This is a genomic window from Pseudarthrobacter sp. GA104, assembly GCF_009741265.1.
Taxonomy (GTDB): Bacteria; Actinomycetota; Actinomycetes; order Actinomycetales; family Micrococcaceae; genus Arthrobacter.
Map to the genome: position 1 here is coordinate 1968237 of NZ_WOWL01000001.1, position 15630 is coordinate 1983866.

Below are 15630 nucleotides of genomic sequence, written 5' to 3' on the forward strand. Positions count from 1 at the left end.
GGCGGCCCCCACGGACTCGTGGGGGCCGCCGCTTCGCGTGGCCGGCTACTGGAACGAACGGATGGTGATGCCGGAGAAGGTTGCGGGCCCGCCGTCCGTGTAGAAGGAGATCCCGGTGTCGCCGTCGGCGAAATGCACCTGCTGCGAGAGCACCGTGTGGCCGGCGTTCACAAACACCTCAACGCTTTGGGTATCCACGAAGATGCGCAGGTGCACTGACCGCGCGGCCGCGTCGATGGGCGCTGCTGCGCGCGTGTACGGCACCAGCGAGAAGCCGCCCAGGTCCGACGGCGCGCGGTCCACATAGAGCTCGTTGCCGTACTTTCCGATGTTCGTATGGCGGGCGCCGTCAGCGGAGCGGCCCACGGAGATCCCCACGTTCGTTGCGGCCTCCCAGGAAATATCGAGTTCCAGCTCGTAGGCGCGGCCGTTCCAGGGCACCACGTAGTTGCCGTTCACGGTGCGGCCGGGGAACGTGGTGGCGGAGCTGGCGTAATTCGCGAGCGCCCCGATCGGGCTGCTGAGCAGGGAGTACCAACCGCCCGGCTGGCGTTCGAGGCGCAGTTCGCGCACGATCGAGTTCTGGCCGTTGTAGCCGTCGGTTGCATCCGTGGGAACGTCGCGGGCGGCGTACTTCCAGTTGTTCATCCAGCCGATCGCGTACCGCCGGCGCTCCGGTGCCTCAACGGCCGGCCACGTCACCGCGCCGTACCAGTCCCAGCCCCAGTCCAGCCACTGCGGACTGCTGACGTCGTCAGCCAGGAACTGCGTGCCGTCCCACGTGCCGGTCCAGTAGGCGTAGGTCATGGGCAGTCCGATGCTGTAGGCGTCCATGCTGGCGCCCAGCACCCAATGCCGGGTGCCGTCGTCGGCCGTCATCTCGAACAGATCGGGGCACTCGATGCCACCCAGCGCGGGGTTTGGGAAGTCGAAGTTGCGCTTCAGCTGCCAGTCACGCAGGTTCGGGGACGTATAGAAGGCCGCGTACCGGGCCCGGCCGATCACGCAGACCCACTCGTTGCGCACCGCATCCCAGTGGATCTTCGGGTCCCGGAACCATTCGGCGTTGTCGATTTCCGCCTGCGTGGTGGCGGCCCTTCCGTCCGTGTTCACGATGACCGGGTCCGGCAGCGCGGTGAACGTGTAGCCGCCGTCGGTTGACCAGTAGAGATACTGCTCCTGGTACTTGCGGATGCCGTCCGTGGGCTGGGTGGCAAGGGCCACGATGGCGCCGGCACCGAAGCCTGCGGTGTTGGCAGTGTCCACCACCGCGGATCCGGACCACACGGGGAAGTCCGGCTGCAGCGGCAACGCATCGCCGTGATGGGTGAACGCCACGCCATCTGCCGTGGTGGCGTGGTCCCAGCCGCCCTGGCCGTTGTTCTGCGTGGAGTGCAGGTAGTAGAGGTGGTACTCACCGCCCAGGAACACCGGGCGCTGCGGATCGCACAGCCAGCCCGAGGGCGGCGTCATGTGATAAACCGCCCGCAGTGAGCGCTTGGCCCAGGCCGGCGTGGCAGGGATCGTGCCGCCCATGAGCAGGGCGAGTGCTCCTGCTCCGGTGCCTTGCAGGACACGGCGACGGGAAAAGGCAGATGTCATCGTTGACTTCCTCTCAGGGGGCGGCTGCTCCGCCGGGCGCTTGGGGATGGAACCATCGGTGGTTCGCCGATCAGCCCATGGGCTGATTAAGCGCTTTAGCACAACAAGATACCCAGCCGCGCCGTTATGGTCAAGCGTTTCAGCAAGATTGCCGCCGTCACAACCAGGCCGAAAAATCGCACCGGAACTTTTTTTGCTAAAACGCTTGATCGCCGCTCCATTCCACGCTAGCTTCATGGTGATCAAACGCTTTAGCAGAAATGGACATCAACGCCGATGAGCTATCCAGTCTTTTTCCAGCCCGCCGATGCATGGGTTGGAGACCTTATCCCCTTCCAGAAGGACGGGGAGTTCTGGCTCTTCTACCTTTCCGAGGTCCGCGCCGACCCGAAGCCCGGAACGGCCTGGAACCTGGTGACCACCAAGGACCTCACCCAGTTCCAGGACCACGGGGTGGCCCTTCCCCACGGCACCTCGGACGAGCTCGACTTCAACTGCTACACAGGCAGCATCATTGCCGACGACTCAGGCGTCCACCATCTGTTCTACACGGGACAGAACCCGGGCAACCTCGGGACGGACGGCCTGCCCCTGCAGCTGGTCATGCACGCCACCAGCACGGACGGCATGAACACGTGGGTAAAGCACCCCGAGCTTACGTTCGGTGCGCCGGACCGGTTCGAGTCCGCGGACTGGCGGGACCCCTTCGTCTTCCGCGACGAGGCGGCCGGCCTGTGGCGGATGCTCCTGGCGGCCAGGCACTCCGACGGCCCGGAGCGCCGCCGCGGGGTCATCGCGCAGTGCACGTCCACGGATTTGATGACGTGGGAGCACACGGACCCCTTCTGGGATCCCCGCAGGTACATCACGCATGAATGCCCGGACGTCTTCGAATGGAACGGGTGGTGGTACATGGTCTACTCCGAGTTCTCCGAAACGTTCACCACCCGCTACCGGATGGCCAAGAGCCCCACCGGGCCGTGGACAGTCCCGGACCTGGACAGCATCGACGGGCGTGCGTTCTACGCGTCCAAGACGGCGGAGCGGGACGGCCGGCGGTTCTTCTTCGGCTGGATTGCCAGCAAGGAAGGCAATTGCGACGACGGCGCCTGGCAGTGGGCGGGCACCATGTCCGTCCTGGAGGCACGGCAGAACCCCGACGGGACCCTGGCTTTCGGCCTCGCGGACGAGCTTGTGGACAGCTTTTGGGACGGGGTCCCGCTCGAGCTGGACCAGGAGCTGCCTCTGCAGTTGAACGTCCCGGATGGTTACGCCGCCATCGTGAGCAGCAACGATCTGCCCACGCAGTTCTATGCCAAAGCGGTGCTGGACATCCAGCCCGGCATCACGGAATGCGGGATCCTGCTGCGCTCCAGCCCGGACGGCGACCACTCCTACGCCCTCCGCCTCGAACCGAAGCGTGGACGCCTGGTGTTCGACCGATGGCCCCGGACCATCACCGGAGAAGCCCAATGGCACGTTTCCGGCGACGTTCCCTACGCCATCGAACTGGAACGCCCCTGCCACCTCCCGCCCGGCCGCCACACGCTGGAAGTGGTGGTCGACGGCGACCTGTGCGTCGCCGTCGTGGACCGCCAGGTGGCCCTCAGCACCCGCATCTACGACCTCCCCGCCGGCGGAATAGGCGTGTTCGCCGGCGAAGGATCCGTCACCATCACAGATTTCGAAGTACGCAAGCGCACCGACAACTGAATACCCCCGCAACCCCATCCTCCGTTCCAATCAAGGGAGATTGACCAATGAAGAACCTGTTCCGCGCTGCCGCCTGCGCAGCCGTTACCGCCCTGGCGCTGACCGCCTGTGGCGGCGCAAGCTCCACCGATCCGTCCAACGTCAGCCCCACCGGCGAGATCAAGCCGCGCGAGATCTCGTGGCTGCTCTCCCGGCCCGCCGACGGCGCGGTCATCAACATCATGAAAAAGCTGGCCGACGACTACGCCAAGGACCACCCGGGCTTTGAGCTCAACCTGATCACCACCCCGGACCGTCCCTCCTACATCCAGAAACTCGAGACCCTGGCGGCAGCCAACAAGCTGCCCGAACTGTTCGACACCGACGCCACACCCTTCGCCCAGGAGTTGGCCAAGCAGGGCAAGATGGTGGACGCCGAAAAGCTGCTGAAGTCGCTCAACGTCTACGACGACTACCGTCCGGGCGCGCTGGACTACCAGCGCTTCGACGACGGCTCCCTGTACATGATCCCGTTCCAGTTCGAGCTGGAATTCATCTGGTACAACAAGGCACTGCTCCAGAAGGCCGGCGTCGCAGTACCCACGTCGCTCGACGACATCCCGGCCATGTGCACTGCCCTGCGCAGCGCCGGCGTCACCCCCATCGCCATCGACGGGCAGGACCAGTGGCCGCTGGAACGCTACGTCGCCTACCAGCCCTTCCGGGAGGCCGGCCCGGACTTCGTCCAGAAGCTGAAGAAGGGCGAGGCGAAGTTCAGCGATCCCGCCGGCCAGAAGACCGTGAACTGGATGGCGGAACTGGGCAAGGCCAAGTGCTTCCAGGACGGTTTCTCCGCCCAGGGCTACTCCGACGCGCAAAACCAGTTCACCTCCGGACAGGCCGCCATGTACAACATCGGCACGTGGGAACTGCCCAGCCTGGCCACGGAGAAGCTGGATCCTGCCGTCCGCAACGACATCGACTTCTTTACCCTGCCCACCACGGCCAACTCCGTGACGGCGGCCAACGAATTCGTGTCCCCGTCCGGCATCGGCATGGCGGTGAACGCCAAAACCTACGATCCCCTGGTGAGCGACTTCCTGAAGTTCGCCCTGGAAAAGTACCCGGCCGAATATGCCGCCACCGGCGCGCTGTCCCCCACCACCGACGTCGAAACCGTTGTCCCGGCCAACGCCACCCCGCTGTACCGGAAGGCGCTGGACCAGGCCGACAGCCTCGGTTCCAAGCAGGCCATGCCGTGGGATACGCAGCTGGATCCGACCACCAACGGCCGGCTGCAGCAGGAGCTGGTGCTGCTGGTGCAGGGCAACATCACGCCTGAGCAGTTCACCGAAACCATGGACAAGACCATCGCGCAGAACGCCCCCAAGTTCTTCAAGTAGGCACTGCTTCCTCACGAAACAAACGCGGCGGGGGATCCCAGCGCTCCCCCGCCCGCAAGGCCCCGAAAGGCCCCGCCATGCAACCCAACAGGATGCTGCCCAACAGGTCACGGACCTCGGTCCTGGTCTTCCTGCTCCCGCCGCTGCTCCTCTACAGCGCAGCAGTCCTCTTCCCCATCCTCCAGTCCCTGTTCCTCAGTTTCTTCTCCTGGAACGGCATCAGCGACATGGAGTTCGTGGGCCTGGACAACTACGTCCGGATGTTCGCAGCCGACGATATCTTCTGGCGGGCGTTCCTGAACGCCCTCGTCTACCTGGCCATCTGCCTGGTGCTGCAGCTCGGCGGCGCCCTGGCGGTGGCCAGCCTCCTCACGTCGCTCCGCCGCGGACGTGAGCTGGTCAAGACCCTCTACCTGCTGCCGGCCGTGATCTCCACGGTGGCCATCGCCTTCCTCTTCGTGCGGATCTACTCCCTGGAGCCCGTGGGCCTGCTCAACCAGCTGTTCCACTGGGTGGGCCTCGACAGCCTCGAGCGGCCCTGGCTCTCGGACGTCAACACGGTCCTTGCGGCGGTGTCCGCACCGGAGGGCTGGCGTTTCACCGGGCTGTACATGCTCATCATCTACGCGGCCCTGCTCGCGGTGCCCAAGGAGCTTGAGGAGGCCGCCGTCCTGGATGGCGCGTCCCGGTGGACGCTGTTCACCAAGATCCGCTTCCCGTACATCCGCCCGGTGTGGATCACCACCACCATCATGGCCACCACCTACGGGCTGCGCGGCTTCGACATCCCCTACCTGATGACCAACGGCGGCCCGGGGCAGTCCTCGGAACTGCTCACCACCTACATGTACAAGACGGCGTTCACCAGCACGGACTTCGGCTACGCCAGCACCATCTCCGTGTTCATCGTGGTTGAGTGCCTCGTGGCCGTCGGCCTCATCCTGTTCCTGCTGAAGCGGAAGGCAGACTCATGATCACCCAGGCAGCCCCTCCCACCCCGCCCGCCGCCGTCGTGCCCCAACGGCCGCCCGTGAAGCGCCGCCGGCGCAGGCCCGACCTGTTCCGGACGTTGTCCCGCGTGCTGGTCATGCTGATCGTGATCGTGCAGGTCTACCCGCTGGCGTGGCTCTTCCTGACGAGCCTCCGCACGGAACAGGACTTCGCCACCGGTGACCCCTTTGCCCTGCCCGGCTCCCTGACGTGGGAGAACTATGCCCGGGCTTTCGAAACCGGTGACCTGGGCCGGAACATCCTGAACAGCTTCATCGTCACCATGGGCGCGAACATCCTGATTGTCCTGCTGGGCATGATGGCCGCCTACGCCATCCAGGTCCTCGGTTTCCGGCTCAGCAAACTGGTCCGCGGGCTGTTCCTGATCGGCATCATCGTCCCGGTCCAGATCGCCCTGGTCCCCCTGTTCATCGACTATTCGGCCGTGAACCTGCTGGACACCTACCAGTCGATGATCATCCCGCTGGCCGGTTTCTCGCTGCCCATGTCCATCTACCTTTTCTGCTCGTTCTACGAGTACATCCCCAAGGAAACGTACGAGGCAGCGTCCCTGGACGGCGCCGGCCCCTACCGGATCTTCGGGCTGATCACCCTGCCGCTGTCCCTGAACACCGTGGTGACCGTGGTCCTGGTGAACAGCATCTTCATCTGGAACGACTTCATCTTCGCCAACACGTTCGTCCTGTCCGAGGACCTGAAGACCATTCCGCTGGGCCTGCAGAACTACATCGGCGCCATGGGCAAGGTGGACTGGACGGCAACCTTCGCCGCCGTGTGCGTGACCATCACCCCGCTGCTGCTGGTGTTCCTGGTGCTCAACAAGGCCATGATCCAGGGACTCGAAAGCGGGGCGACGAAAGGATGACGGCAACGGCGGATGGATATACTCCTCAAGGAGGGCAGATGAGTTCAATGGAGAATGGTGCGGAGGTGCCGGCACCTGCGGCCCGGGCGCCAAAAACCCCGGAGCGCGCGCACCCTGTCACCCTCCGCGACGTGGCAGAAGCAGCCGGTGTTTCCACGGCCACGGTGTCCCTGGTGGTCAACAAGAAAAAAGCCGCCCGGATCGCCGAGGAAACCCGCCGGCGGGTGCAGGACGCCATCCGGACCCTGGGCTACCGCCCCAACGCGATGGCCAAAACCCTGGTCAGCGGCACCTCCCGGTTCATCGGGCTGGTGGCGGACGGCGTTGCCACCACGCCCTTCGCCGGCCAGATCATCCACGGCGCACAGGACGAGGCGTGGAAGCACGGGTACGCCCTTCTCATCGCCAACACCGAAGGCAACGGCGAGCTTGAGCAGGACGCCATCCAGATGATGCTCGAATACAAAGTCCGCGGCATCCTCTACTCCACCTGGTTCCACCGCCAGACGGAAATTCCGGCGCCGCTCCGGGAAGCCGACTTCGTCCTGGTCAACTGCTTCTCCCAGGAGCCGGGAACCCGGGCCGTGGTGCCCGACGAGGTGCAGGGCGGCCGCTCAGCCACCGACATCCTGCTGGGACACGGGCACCGGAAGATCGCCTTCATCAACGCCACCATCCCCGCCCCCGCCAAGGACGGACGGCTCCAGGGGTACCGGGAAGCACTGGAGAAGGCCGGTGTTCCGTTCGACCCCGAGCTGGTGCTGGAAGCCTATCCGGACCAGGAAGGCGGCTACGGGGCCACCCCCGAACTCCTCAAGCGCGGCGTGACCGCCGTGTACTGCTACAACGACCGGATGGCAATGGGCCTCTACGACGGCCTCCGCGAGCACGGCCTCTCCATCCCCGAGGACATGGCTGTGGTGGGGTTCGACAACCAGGAAGTCATTGCCGCGCACCTGCGTCCCCCGCTTTCCACCGTCTCGCTCCCCCACTATGAACTGGGCGCGGCGGGCGTGCGGATGCTGCTCGGGCTGGACGACGCACCCGGGACCGCGGCGGACGGGGTTGCGAAAATACTCTGTCCCGCCGTGGAACGGACCTCCGTCCGGGCCCAGGCGCACGCCTGAACCTGAGCTGTTACAGCCCCGGAGGCATCCGCCTTTCCTTAGGTTGAGGCCGGGAAAAGGACATGGAGGGCGGCAATCACCGCAGCGGCGTCCTGGGGATTGGCGGGATCGAAGCTGGTGAGTTGCCCGAACCGGGCAAGGCGGTTCAGCACAGTGTTTCGGTGGCAGTACAGCTCCCCGGCAGTTTCCGACACCGATCCGGTGCGGAGGTACGCCTGGACCGTCTCGATCAGCCGGTCACGTTCATGCGTGGAGATCGTAGCGAGAGGGCCCAGCACGGTGTCCGCCAGGACGGTTCCGTATTCTCCCAGCCGAGTCATGGCAACATGCCCCCATGCCTCACGCACGGTCCGCTGGCCCGGGCGTTGCGGCGTCACCACCGGCAACGACTCCAGGGCGACCCGAAGCATCCGGGGCACGTCGGCCAAGGAGCGGGCGGGGGGCGCCACAAAGCAGTCCACCCTGGACAGCCACGGGCGGGCGCCCTCCGGCTCCCTACCCGTCCGGGCAGGAACGTCCTCAAGAATGAGGATCAGTGCACCGTCGCGCTCGTGGAGGAATTGCTCAGCACCGGCACGAAGCACCTCCGCACGGAATGCCTTCTGGGCGTATTCGGCGGCAACGGCAACGATGAAGTTGCTGTCCGGCGCCACGCCGAGCGCGCGGGCAGCCTGTCCCAGCACCTGCGGATCCTTACCGTCCGAATTGAGCAGCCGCGACAGGAGGAACGCGCGCTGCGTCTCTTTTTCCTGCGCCATGCTGGCGAGCTCATCGAGGTAGCCTGCGTGCACCCGGATAGTGTGGAACTCCACCGCTTCCCACACGCGCACTGCATCCTTGGTCAACTCCGGCAAGGACGAGGGCGGAACCTTCTCCAGCATTGCCGTCCAGAGCACCCGGAAGTCCATGCGCACTGCGCGCAGCAGGGATTCCAGGGGCAGGCCCTGCTGCGCGCGGCGGTGTCCCAGTGCGTCGGACATACCCGCGAGCCGGTCGGGTATCGGAAGGCTTCCCACCAGCCGTAGCAGTAGTTCTATCGAGGCGACAGCTGTCTCCTCCAGATCCTGGACAGCCACCGCAGAGGCCGCATAATCCTCAATCTTCTGCACCTCGAGAAGGTACTGGTGCGCGATCCGGTCGATGTCGGCGAGGCAGTCGGACACCAGGTCAGACACCACCGACCGGGGGGCGGCTCCAGCGGACGCCGGAGTCCTGTCCGCGGACGCTGTATTGGGCATATGCCCATTCTAGAACCGGACTGCACTGTGTTCGTCCATTGTTTCCCCACGTGATCCATCCCACCATTGAAGGAGGTGTTCCGTAAGCTCGCGCTCGTATCCGGAAAGGACAGCCGCCGAGGCCCATGCTCGATTTGAAACTTGTCAAAGCCCGCATCTTCACGATGGCTGATGCCCCTTCAACAGCACACGCCATGGGAGTGCTCCACGGGCGGATCATCGGGTTTGACGACGACGTCCTGGACCTCCCGGCTCGGCGGACGCTCGACTGCGGCGGAGCCGTCGTCGTCCCCGGCTTTGGTGATTCGCACAACCATATGGCTTGGTTTGGGCAATCCCTCGCCGAACTCGATCTGTCCGGCTGCCGGACCCTGGAGGAACTGTACGATGCAGTCTCCCGGTTTGCGCGCGGCCTCCCTGAAGGCGCGTGGGTGGTGGGATCGGGTTATGACGACACGGTCCTGGGGGGTCATCCGCACCGGAGCGGCCTGGACCGGTCCGCTCCCGGCCGTGCGGTCTGGCTCAAGCATCGGTCAGGGCACATGTGCGCCGTAAACTCTGAGGTGCTTGGTCGCACGGGCGTTCTGGACGGCTCGGCGATTGTTCCCGAGGGCGGCACGGTGGTGGAGGATTCCGGGGGGCCTACCGGATTGCTTGAGGAACAGGCTCAGAAACTGGTCACTGCACTGGTTGTGCCGTACCCGGTCACGGACCTCGCGGACGCGATTGGCGCAGCAAGCGGGGTTTACGCTTCCGAGGGCCTGACGCACGTTGTGGAGGCCGGCATCGGGTCGGGCTGGATCGGCCGAAGCCCGGTCGAACTCGCTGCCTACGTTGAAGCACGACGCCGGGGCCTGCTGAAAACCCGGGTCCAGATGATGGCCGTCAGCGATGCCCTGCACCCGCTCCAGTCCAATGCCGCGGACGGGATCAGCTTCGGCTTGGACCTCGGCATCACGTCGGGCTTTGGCGACGACCACCTCCGGCTGGGCGCCATGAAAATATTCATCGACGGTTCCCTGATCGGCCGCACTGCAGCAGTAACCGAGCCGTTTTGCGATCATGATCACGGCAACGGCAGCTTCCAGCTATCGCCCGGGGAACTGGCCCGGCGCATTATCGACGCACACTGCTCCGGCTGGAACGTCGCAGCGCACGCGATCGGGGATTCGGCAGTCGACGTCGCGCTGGACGCTTTTGAGGCAGCGCACCGGAAGTTGGCGCGGCCCGACGCGCGGCACCGCATCGAGCACGCCGGCATGGTCCGTCCGGACCAGCTTCCCCGGTTCGCGGCGCTGGGCGTCACACCCGTTCCGCAGCCGCACTTCCTGTATGAGGTGGGCGATACCATGGTGGACGCAGTCGGCGAGGAGCGGACGCCGTGGCTGTACCGCCACAAGTCCTTCCTGGACTCCGGGGTACGCGTTCCCGGCAGCTCGGACCGCCCGGTAGCGGCCGGGGCGCCGCTGCTGGGCATGCAATCCATGGTGACGCGCGCCAGTTCCGGCGGCGCCACGCTGAGCCCACAGGAACGGGTCGACGCCGAGACCGCCCTGCGCGCCTACACGGTCGACACCGCGTGGATGGCAGGCGAGGAAGACCGCCGGGGAACGCTGGAACCGGGAAAGTTCGCCGATCTCGTGTTCCTCTCCGCACACCCCGCAGACGTGCCGCCCCACGAGATCGGCCAGATCAGCGTGCTGGCGACCCTGCTCGACGGCGCCTGCGTTTTCGGGCACGGCTACATCGAGAAACTCCAGAGCACCGCATCGTCCCACCCCATTCCCACATTGAGAGGCACCGAGCATGCAACCCCATGACGCCACCCAGGAAGAAGCAGCCGTACCAGTTGTCAGCGGAGCCGACGCCGGCAAAATCGCCCGCGCGGCCTTCGTCGGCACCGCCCTCGAATGGTACGACTACTTCCTCTTCGGAACCGCTGCAGCCATCGTTTTCAACCGGCTGTTTTTCACATCGCTGGATCCGACGGCTGCAACGTTGGCGGCCTTCGCCACATTCGGTGTCGGTTTCGCTGCCCGTCCGCTCGGCGCCGTTCTCTTCGGCTACATCGGTGACCGTGTAGGGAGGCGTCCGGCCCTGCTGATCACCATCGTCGCGATTGGCGTGGCCACGGGCCTTATCGGCGTGCTGCCTGATTTCGGCACCATCGGCCTGGCAGCCCCCGTCATGCTGGCCATCCTGCGCCTGGTGCAGGGCCTCGCAGTGGGCGGTGAGTGGGGCGGTGCCATGACCATCGCCGTCGAACACGCCCCCATTGAGAAGCGTGGACGGTATGCCGCCCTGGTGCAGGTCGGTTCACCCGTGGGGACGCTGATGTCCTCCGGCGCGTTCGCCCTGGTACTGCTCATGCCCTCCGCGGTCTTCGATTCCTGGGGCTGGCGCCTGCCGTTCCTGGCGGCCTTCCCGCTGCTGCTGATCGCGCTGTACATCCGGCTGAAGGTTGAGGAATCACCGATCTTCCGTGAACTGGTCAAGCTGGAGGAACGCGCCAAGATTCCGGCAGTCGACGTCTTCCGTCAGGCGTGGGGCCGGCTGATCGTTGCCATCGCTGCCGCTTTCCTCGGCGTCGGCGGTTTCTACATCATGACTACCTTCGTCATCAGCTACGGCACCGCCACCCTCGGCCTGGACCGTGGACTCATGGTCAACGCCACCCTCGTCGCCGCCGTCGTGCAGATCGGCGTCATCCTGGTCATCGGCCGTATCAGTGAAAAGGTCGGCCCGGGACGGATGACCTTCATCGGCGGCCTCGTGACCGCCGCCGCAGCGTTCCCGCTCTTCTGGATGATCGACTCCCGCAATCCGTTTGCCGTCGTCCTCGCCGTCACCCTCGGCATCGGGCTGCTTTCCGTGGCCTACTCGGTCACCGGCGCCCTGCTGACCGAACTGTTCCCGCCGCAGCTCCGCTACAGCGGCGTCGCCCTGGGCTACAACTTGGCCGGCGCCCTGAGCGGGTTCCTGCCGCTGATCGCCGTCGCCCTGCTCGGTGTATCCGGTGGAGCCTCATGGACCGCCTCCCTGCTGCTGATCGTCGTGTCGCTCATTACCGCAGCCGGCGGATTCTTCGGAGAGCGCCTCCGCGTCAAGGACAAAGCGATCGTACGGTAAGGAGCCCCATGCTGAACCCGGAAACAGCCCGCCGTATTACCGAGGCCGTGGATGCAGCCTTTGACCGCCAGCTCGATTTCACCGCGGAGCTGATCCGGCATCCCTCCCTGAGGACAGCCGAGGCCGGGGCGCAGGACCTGATGTTCGCTGAGTTTGAGGCCCGCGGACTTGCCGTGGACCGCTGGACGCTCGACGGCGAAGCCCTCGCTTCGCACGTGGGTTATGGTCCCAGCACGGTCGCCTTCGAGGACCTCACCAACGTCGTGGGCACCTACACTCCCCCGGAGGAAAAGGGCCGTTCGCTCATCCTGAACGGGCATGTCGATGTGGTTCCCACCGGGCCTGAGGAAGTGTGGGAACGCAACCCCTGGAATGCCGTGGTGAAGGACGGCTGGATGTATGGCCGCGGGGCCGGTGACATGAAGGCCGGGCTCGCTGCCAACCTGTTCGCCTTCGACGCCATCCGGGCCGCCGGCTTCGCGCCGGCCTCGACCATCCACTTCCAGTCAGTGGTGGAGGAGGAGTGCACGGGCAACGGATCGCTGGCTGCGCTGCAGCGCGGCTACACCGCGGATGCTGTCATCATCCCCGAGCCGGAAGAGAACATGCTGGTCCGGGCAAATGTGGGGGTGATCTGGTTCCGGGTCCGTGTTTCCGGCAGGCCCACCCATGTACGGGAGATGGCGTCGGGCTTCAACGCAATCGACGCCGCCTACACCGTCATGGGTGCGTTGCGGGAGCTCGAAGCCAAGTGGAACGCAGATAAGGGCAGCCACCCGCACTTCGAGGACACAGACCATCCGATCAACGTCAACATCGGCATGATTTCCGGCGGCGACTGGCCTTCAAGCGTGCCGGCCTGGTGTGAGTTCGATGTCCGGGCGGCCCTGTATCCGGGGGTCCCGGCCGTGGATGCGTGGAATGAGATCCTGGAGTGCCTGCAGACGGCCGGGGCGGGTGCGTCGGTGTCGGCCGAACGGACGGGCTTCTTCTCTGAGGGCTACGTCCTGGAGGAGGGATCGGAAGCGGAAGCGGCGCTTGCCACGGCGCACGAGGCTGTCTTCGGTTCGGCGTTGCAGAGCTTCACGACGCCCGGTTACCTGGACGGCCGGGTCTTCGCCCTTTACGCGGGGATCCCGGCGCTGGTGTACGGGCCCGTGTCAGAGGCGATTCACGGGTTCGACGAGCGTGTGAACATCGAGTCGGTCCGCCAGGTGACCAAGACCATCGCCTTGTTCATCGCCGACTGGTGCGGTGTCACCGAGGCAGCATGATCCTTACGGCACGCAGAAGGCGCCCGGCCAATGGCCGGGCGCCTTCTGCGCGTTGCGGTGCCTACCGGGGGTCGAGTTCCCCGAGGCAGAGGCTGCGGACAACGTCGGTGAGCACGTGCAGGCCGCTGATGATGTCCTGGTCCCTGGTGTACTCATGCTCGTTGTGGGAGATGCCCTCAGCTGACGGCACGAAGAGCATCACGGTGGGAACGACGTCCTTCAGGTTGGTGGAGTCGTGTCCGGCCAGCGTCTTGACCCGCGCATAGGCCAACCCGCGGTTTGCCGCGGTCTTTTCGGCCAGCGCCACTCCTTCCGGCTGGTAAGGAGTAACCGGCCAGCAGTGGGATCCGGTCTTGCTGATCTCCACCCGGGCAGCCCGCTCGATCCGGCCGATGCGGTCGTGGAGCATCCGGTCGGCTTCGGCGAGGAGTTCCTCGTCGGCTGACCTCAGGTCAAGGAGCAAGGAAACCAGCGAGGGCACGACGACGGGCGAGTTGGGATAGACGTCAAGCTGGCCCACCGAGGTATGCACTGCCCCGCCTGGAAAGTGGTCTGCGATTTCCCTCGCGGCGACCACGAGCATCGATGCACCCAGGAGGGCGTCGCGCCGGTCAGCGATGACCGTTGAACCGGTGTGCGCCTGCTCGCCGCGGACCTCAAACTGGTACTTGTTGGCCGCCCAGTTGGAGTCGACGACGCCGATAGTGACGCCGTCGCGTTCCATGCTGCGGCCCTGCTGGATATGGATTTCGGCGGCGTAGGCTGCCGTCGGCCCTGTGCCCTCGCCCAGCGATGCGGTTGCTTCCAAGGCCTGGCGAACGGTTGTGCCGCCATGGTCCGCCGTCGCCAGGGCTTCCTCGGGTGTCATCTTTCCCGTGTAGACGGAACTGCCCATCATGGACGGTTTGAAGCGGGCGCCTTCCTCATTGAACCAGTTCACGACGGCCAGGTTGTACCGGGGAGTTGTTCCTGCGGCACGCCATTCGGTAGCGAGGCTGAATGCTGCATGGGCGGCGGCGAGCACGCCGTAGGCACCGTCATACCGTCCCGCCGTCGGCTGCGAATCAAGGTGGGAGCCGACCAGCACGTATGGCGCACCGGGGTTCACCTCCAGCAGGCCGAACTGGTTTCCGATCCGGTCGAAGGATACGTTGAACCCCTTGTCCCGAAGGATGGCGGACAGCCAGGCACGCTGTTCCCCGTCTGCCGGTGAACCCGCCTGCCGCTCCACACCCCCGCCGGGAGTGGCACCAAAAGCGCTGAGTGTGGCGAAGTCCTGGAGGAACACGGCGTCAGCTCCTGTGAACTTCGTGGGATCGGGTTCGGGCACGGCACCGTTGCTCATGACTGCTTGTCCTTAACGCTTGGATTGATGATGTACACAATCGTCTCAGGACGGCATGCTGCAGGCACTGGGACCGGACAACCAATTCGGCCCGCGGCATTGTGAATCTGCACATCAGCCAAGGCAATGATGGCGACAGCGCGGTTTGTGCTACAGCACCTTGCGGATGGTTTCCTCGAAGCTGGTGACGTGGTGCAGGGCCAGCTCGCCTGCCTTGTCGGCGTCGCCGGCGGCCACCGCCTTGAGCAGGTCCACATGCTCGGTGATGTGGCCGGTCACGGAGGGCACTTTGTCCAGCACCACGCACCAGATGCGCGTGGCCAGGTTGTCGTAGCGGATCAGGGTGCTTTCCAGGTGCGGGTTGGCGGCCGCCTTGTAGATCAGCCGGTGGACCATCAGGTCGTAGCGCATGAGTTCGCGCGACTCGCCCTGGCCCGGCGCCAGCCCGGCAATGGCGTCGGCCACCTGCAGCAGTTCACGGCGCATGCTGTCGCTGGCCCTATTGGCCGCGCGGCGCGCGGCCAGCGGCTCCAGGAGTTCCCGGATTTCCGAGACATCCGCCAGTTCCGTGAAGTCCACGTTCGTGGCAAAGGTTCCGCGGCGCGCGTAGGAAATGACCAAGTGGTCCACTTCCAGCCGCTTGATGGCCTCCCGGACGGGAGTGCGGCCGAACCCGAGCTCAGCCGCCAACTGGCCCTCGTTGATGGGCTCGCCCGGCCGGATTTCCAGCATGATCAGCTTGTCCCGCAGCTGCCGGTACGCGGCCTCCGCCTGGGACGGTGCTTCCTCCTCCGTCTGAGGCAGGGCAAGAAGTGCATTCAAGGCGCCACTCCGTTCTTTGCTGCAGTTACGAGGCTACCGACCGGGAGCTTCGTGCCACTTTCGTCCAGCTATTGACTCAGCTGTGATCCCAATCATACCATTGAGATCACACTGATATATCA

General features: G+C 65.4%; 12 protein-coding genes. 8 read left to right on the plus strand and 4 right to left on the minus strand.

Annotation, left to right across the window (positions count from 1 at the left end):
* Positions 1 to 45: 45 nt before the first annotated feature.
* The gene (locus GK109_RS08960; protein ID WP_157239877.1) at positions 46 to 1602 is read right to left on the minus strand and encodes a glycoside hydrolase family 32 protein; all 1557 of its coding nucleotides are present in this window, start codon (positions 1600 to 1602) and stop codon (positions 46 to 48) included.
* Positions 1603 to 1878: 276 nt separating this feature from the next.
* Here GK109_RS08960 and GK109_RS08965 point away from each other — a divergent pair, with 276 nt between their 5' ends.
* The 5 genes from GK109_RS08965 to GK109_RS08985 all read left to right on the plus strand — a co-directional run bounded on the left by GK109_RS08965 (position 1879) and on the right by GK109_RS08985 (position 7700).
* The gene (locus GK109_RS08965; protein ID WP_157239879.1) at positions 1879 to 3315 is read left to right on the plus strand and encodes a family 43 glycosylhydrolase; all 1437 of its coding nucleotides are present in this window, start codon (positions 1879 to 1881) and stop codon (positions 3313 to 3315) included.
* A 47-nt stretch (positions 3316 to 3362) separates the two neighbouring features.
* Positions 3363 to 4697, plus strand: coding sequence for an ABC transporter substrate-binding protein (locus tag GK109_RS08970; protein ID WP_157239881.1), 1335 nt, complete (start codon positions 3363 to 3365; stop codon positions 4695 to 4697).
* Positions 4698 to 4789: 92 nt separating this feature from the next.
* Positions 4790 to 5671 (plus strand): carbohydrate ABC transporter permease, encoded by an 882-nt coding sequence (locus GK109_RS08975; RefSeq protein WP_157242788.1) that lies wholly within the window; start codon positions 4790 to 4792, stop codon positions 5669 to 5671.
* Positions 5668 to 6573 (plus strand): carbohydrate ABC transporter permease, encoded by a 906-nt coding sequence (locus tag GK109_RS08980; protein WP_157239883.1) that lies wholly within the window; start codon positions 5668 to 5670, stop codon positions 6571 to 6573. Before GK109_RS08975 ends, GK109_RS08980 begins: the two co-directional genes overlap by 4 nt.
* A gap of 38 nt (positions 6574 to 6611) precedes the next feature.
* A complete protein-coding gene (locus GK109_RS08985) occupies positions 6612 to 7700 on the plus strand; it encodes a LacI family DNA-binding transcriptional regulator (RefSeq protein ID WP_157239884.1) in 1089 nt (362 codons plus the stop codon).
* A gap of 38 nt (positions 7701 to 7738) precedes the next feature.
* Here the strand turns inward: GK109_RS08985 and GK109_RS08990 are convergent, their stop codons facing one another.
* Positions 7739 to 8938, minus strand: coding sequence for a CdaR family transcriptional regulator (locus GK109_RS08990; RefSeq protein ID WP_157239886.1), 1200 nt, complete (start codon positions 8936 to 8938; stop codon positions 7739 to 7741).
* Positions 8939 to 9063: 125 nt separating this feature from the next.
* Here GK109_RS08990 and GK109_RS08995 point away from each other — a divergent pair, with 125 nt between their 5' ends.
* From GK109_RS08995 to GK109_RS09005, 3 genes are read left to right on the plus strand one after another with little or no spacing between them, the layout of a single operon-like run.
* Positions 9064 to 10758 (plus strand): amidohydrolase, encoded by a 1695-nt coding sequence (locus GK109_RS08995; RefSeq protein ID WP_157239888.1) that lies wholly within the window; start codon positions 9064 to 9066, stop codon positions 10756 to 10758.
* Positions 10745 to 12067, plus strand: a complete 1323-nt coding sequence (locus GK109_RS09000) for an MFS transporter (protein WP_157239890.1) — start codon at positions 10745 to 10747, stop codon at positions 12065 to 12067. Before GK109_RS08995 ends, GK109_RS09000 begins: the two co-directional genes overlap by 14 nt.
* 8 nt (positions 12068 to 12075) lie before the next feature.
* Positions 12076 to 13341 (plus strand): ArgE/DapE family deacylase, encoded by a 1266-nt coding sequence (locus tag GK109_RS09005; RefSeq protein ID WP_157239891.1) that lies wholly within the window; start codon positions 12076 to 12078, stop codon positions 13339 to 13341.
* A 61-nt stretch (positions 13342 to 13402) separates the two neighbouring features.
* Here GK109_RS09005 and GK109_RS09010 read toward each other — a convergent pair whose 3' ends face one another.
* Positions 13403 to 14686: a M20 family metallo-hydrolase gene (locus tag GK109_RS09010; protein ID WP_157239893.1), complete on the minus strand. Its 1284-nt coding sequence runs from the start codon at positions 14684 to 14686 to the stop codon at positions 13403 to 13405.
* 150 nt (positions 14687 to 14836) lie between these two features.
* Complete coding sequence (locus GK109_RS09015; RefSeq protein WP_157239895.1) at positions 14837 to 15508, minus strand: GntR family transcriptional regulator; 672 nt, start codon at positions 15506 to 15508, stop codon at positions 14837 to 14839.
* Positions 15509 to 15630 lie beyond the last annotated feature (122 nt).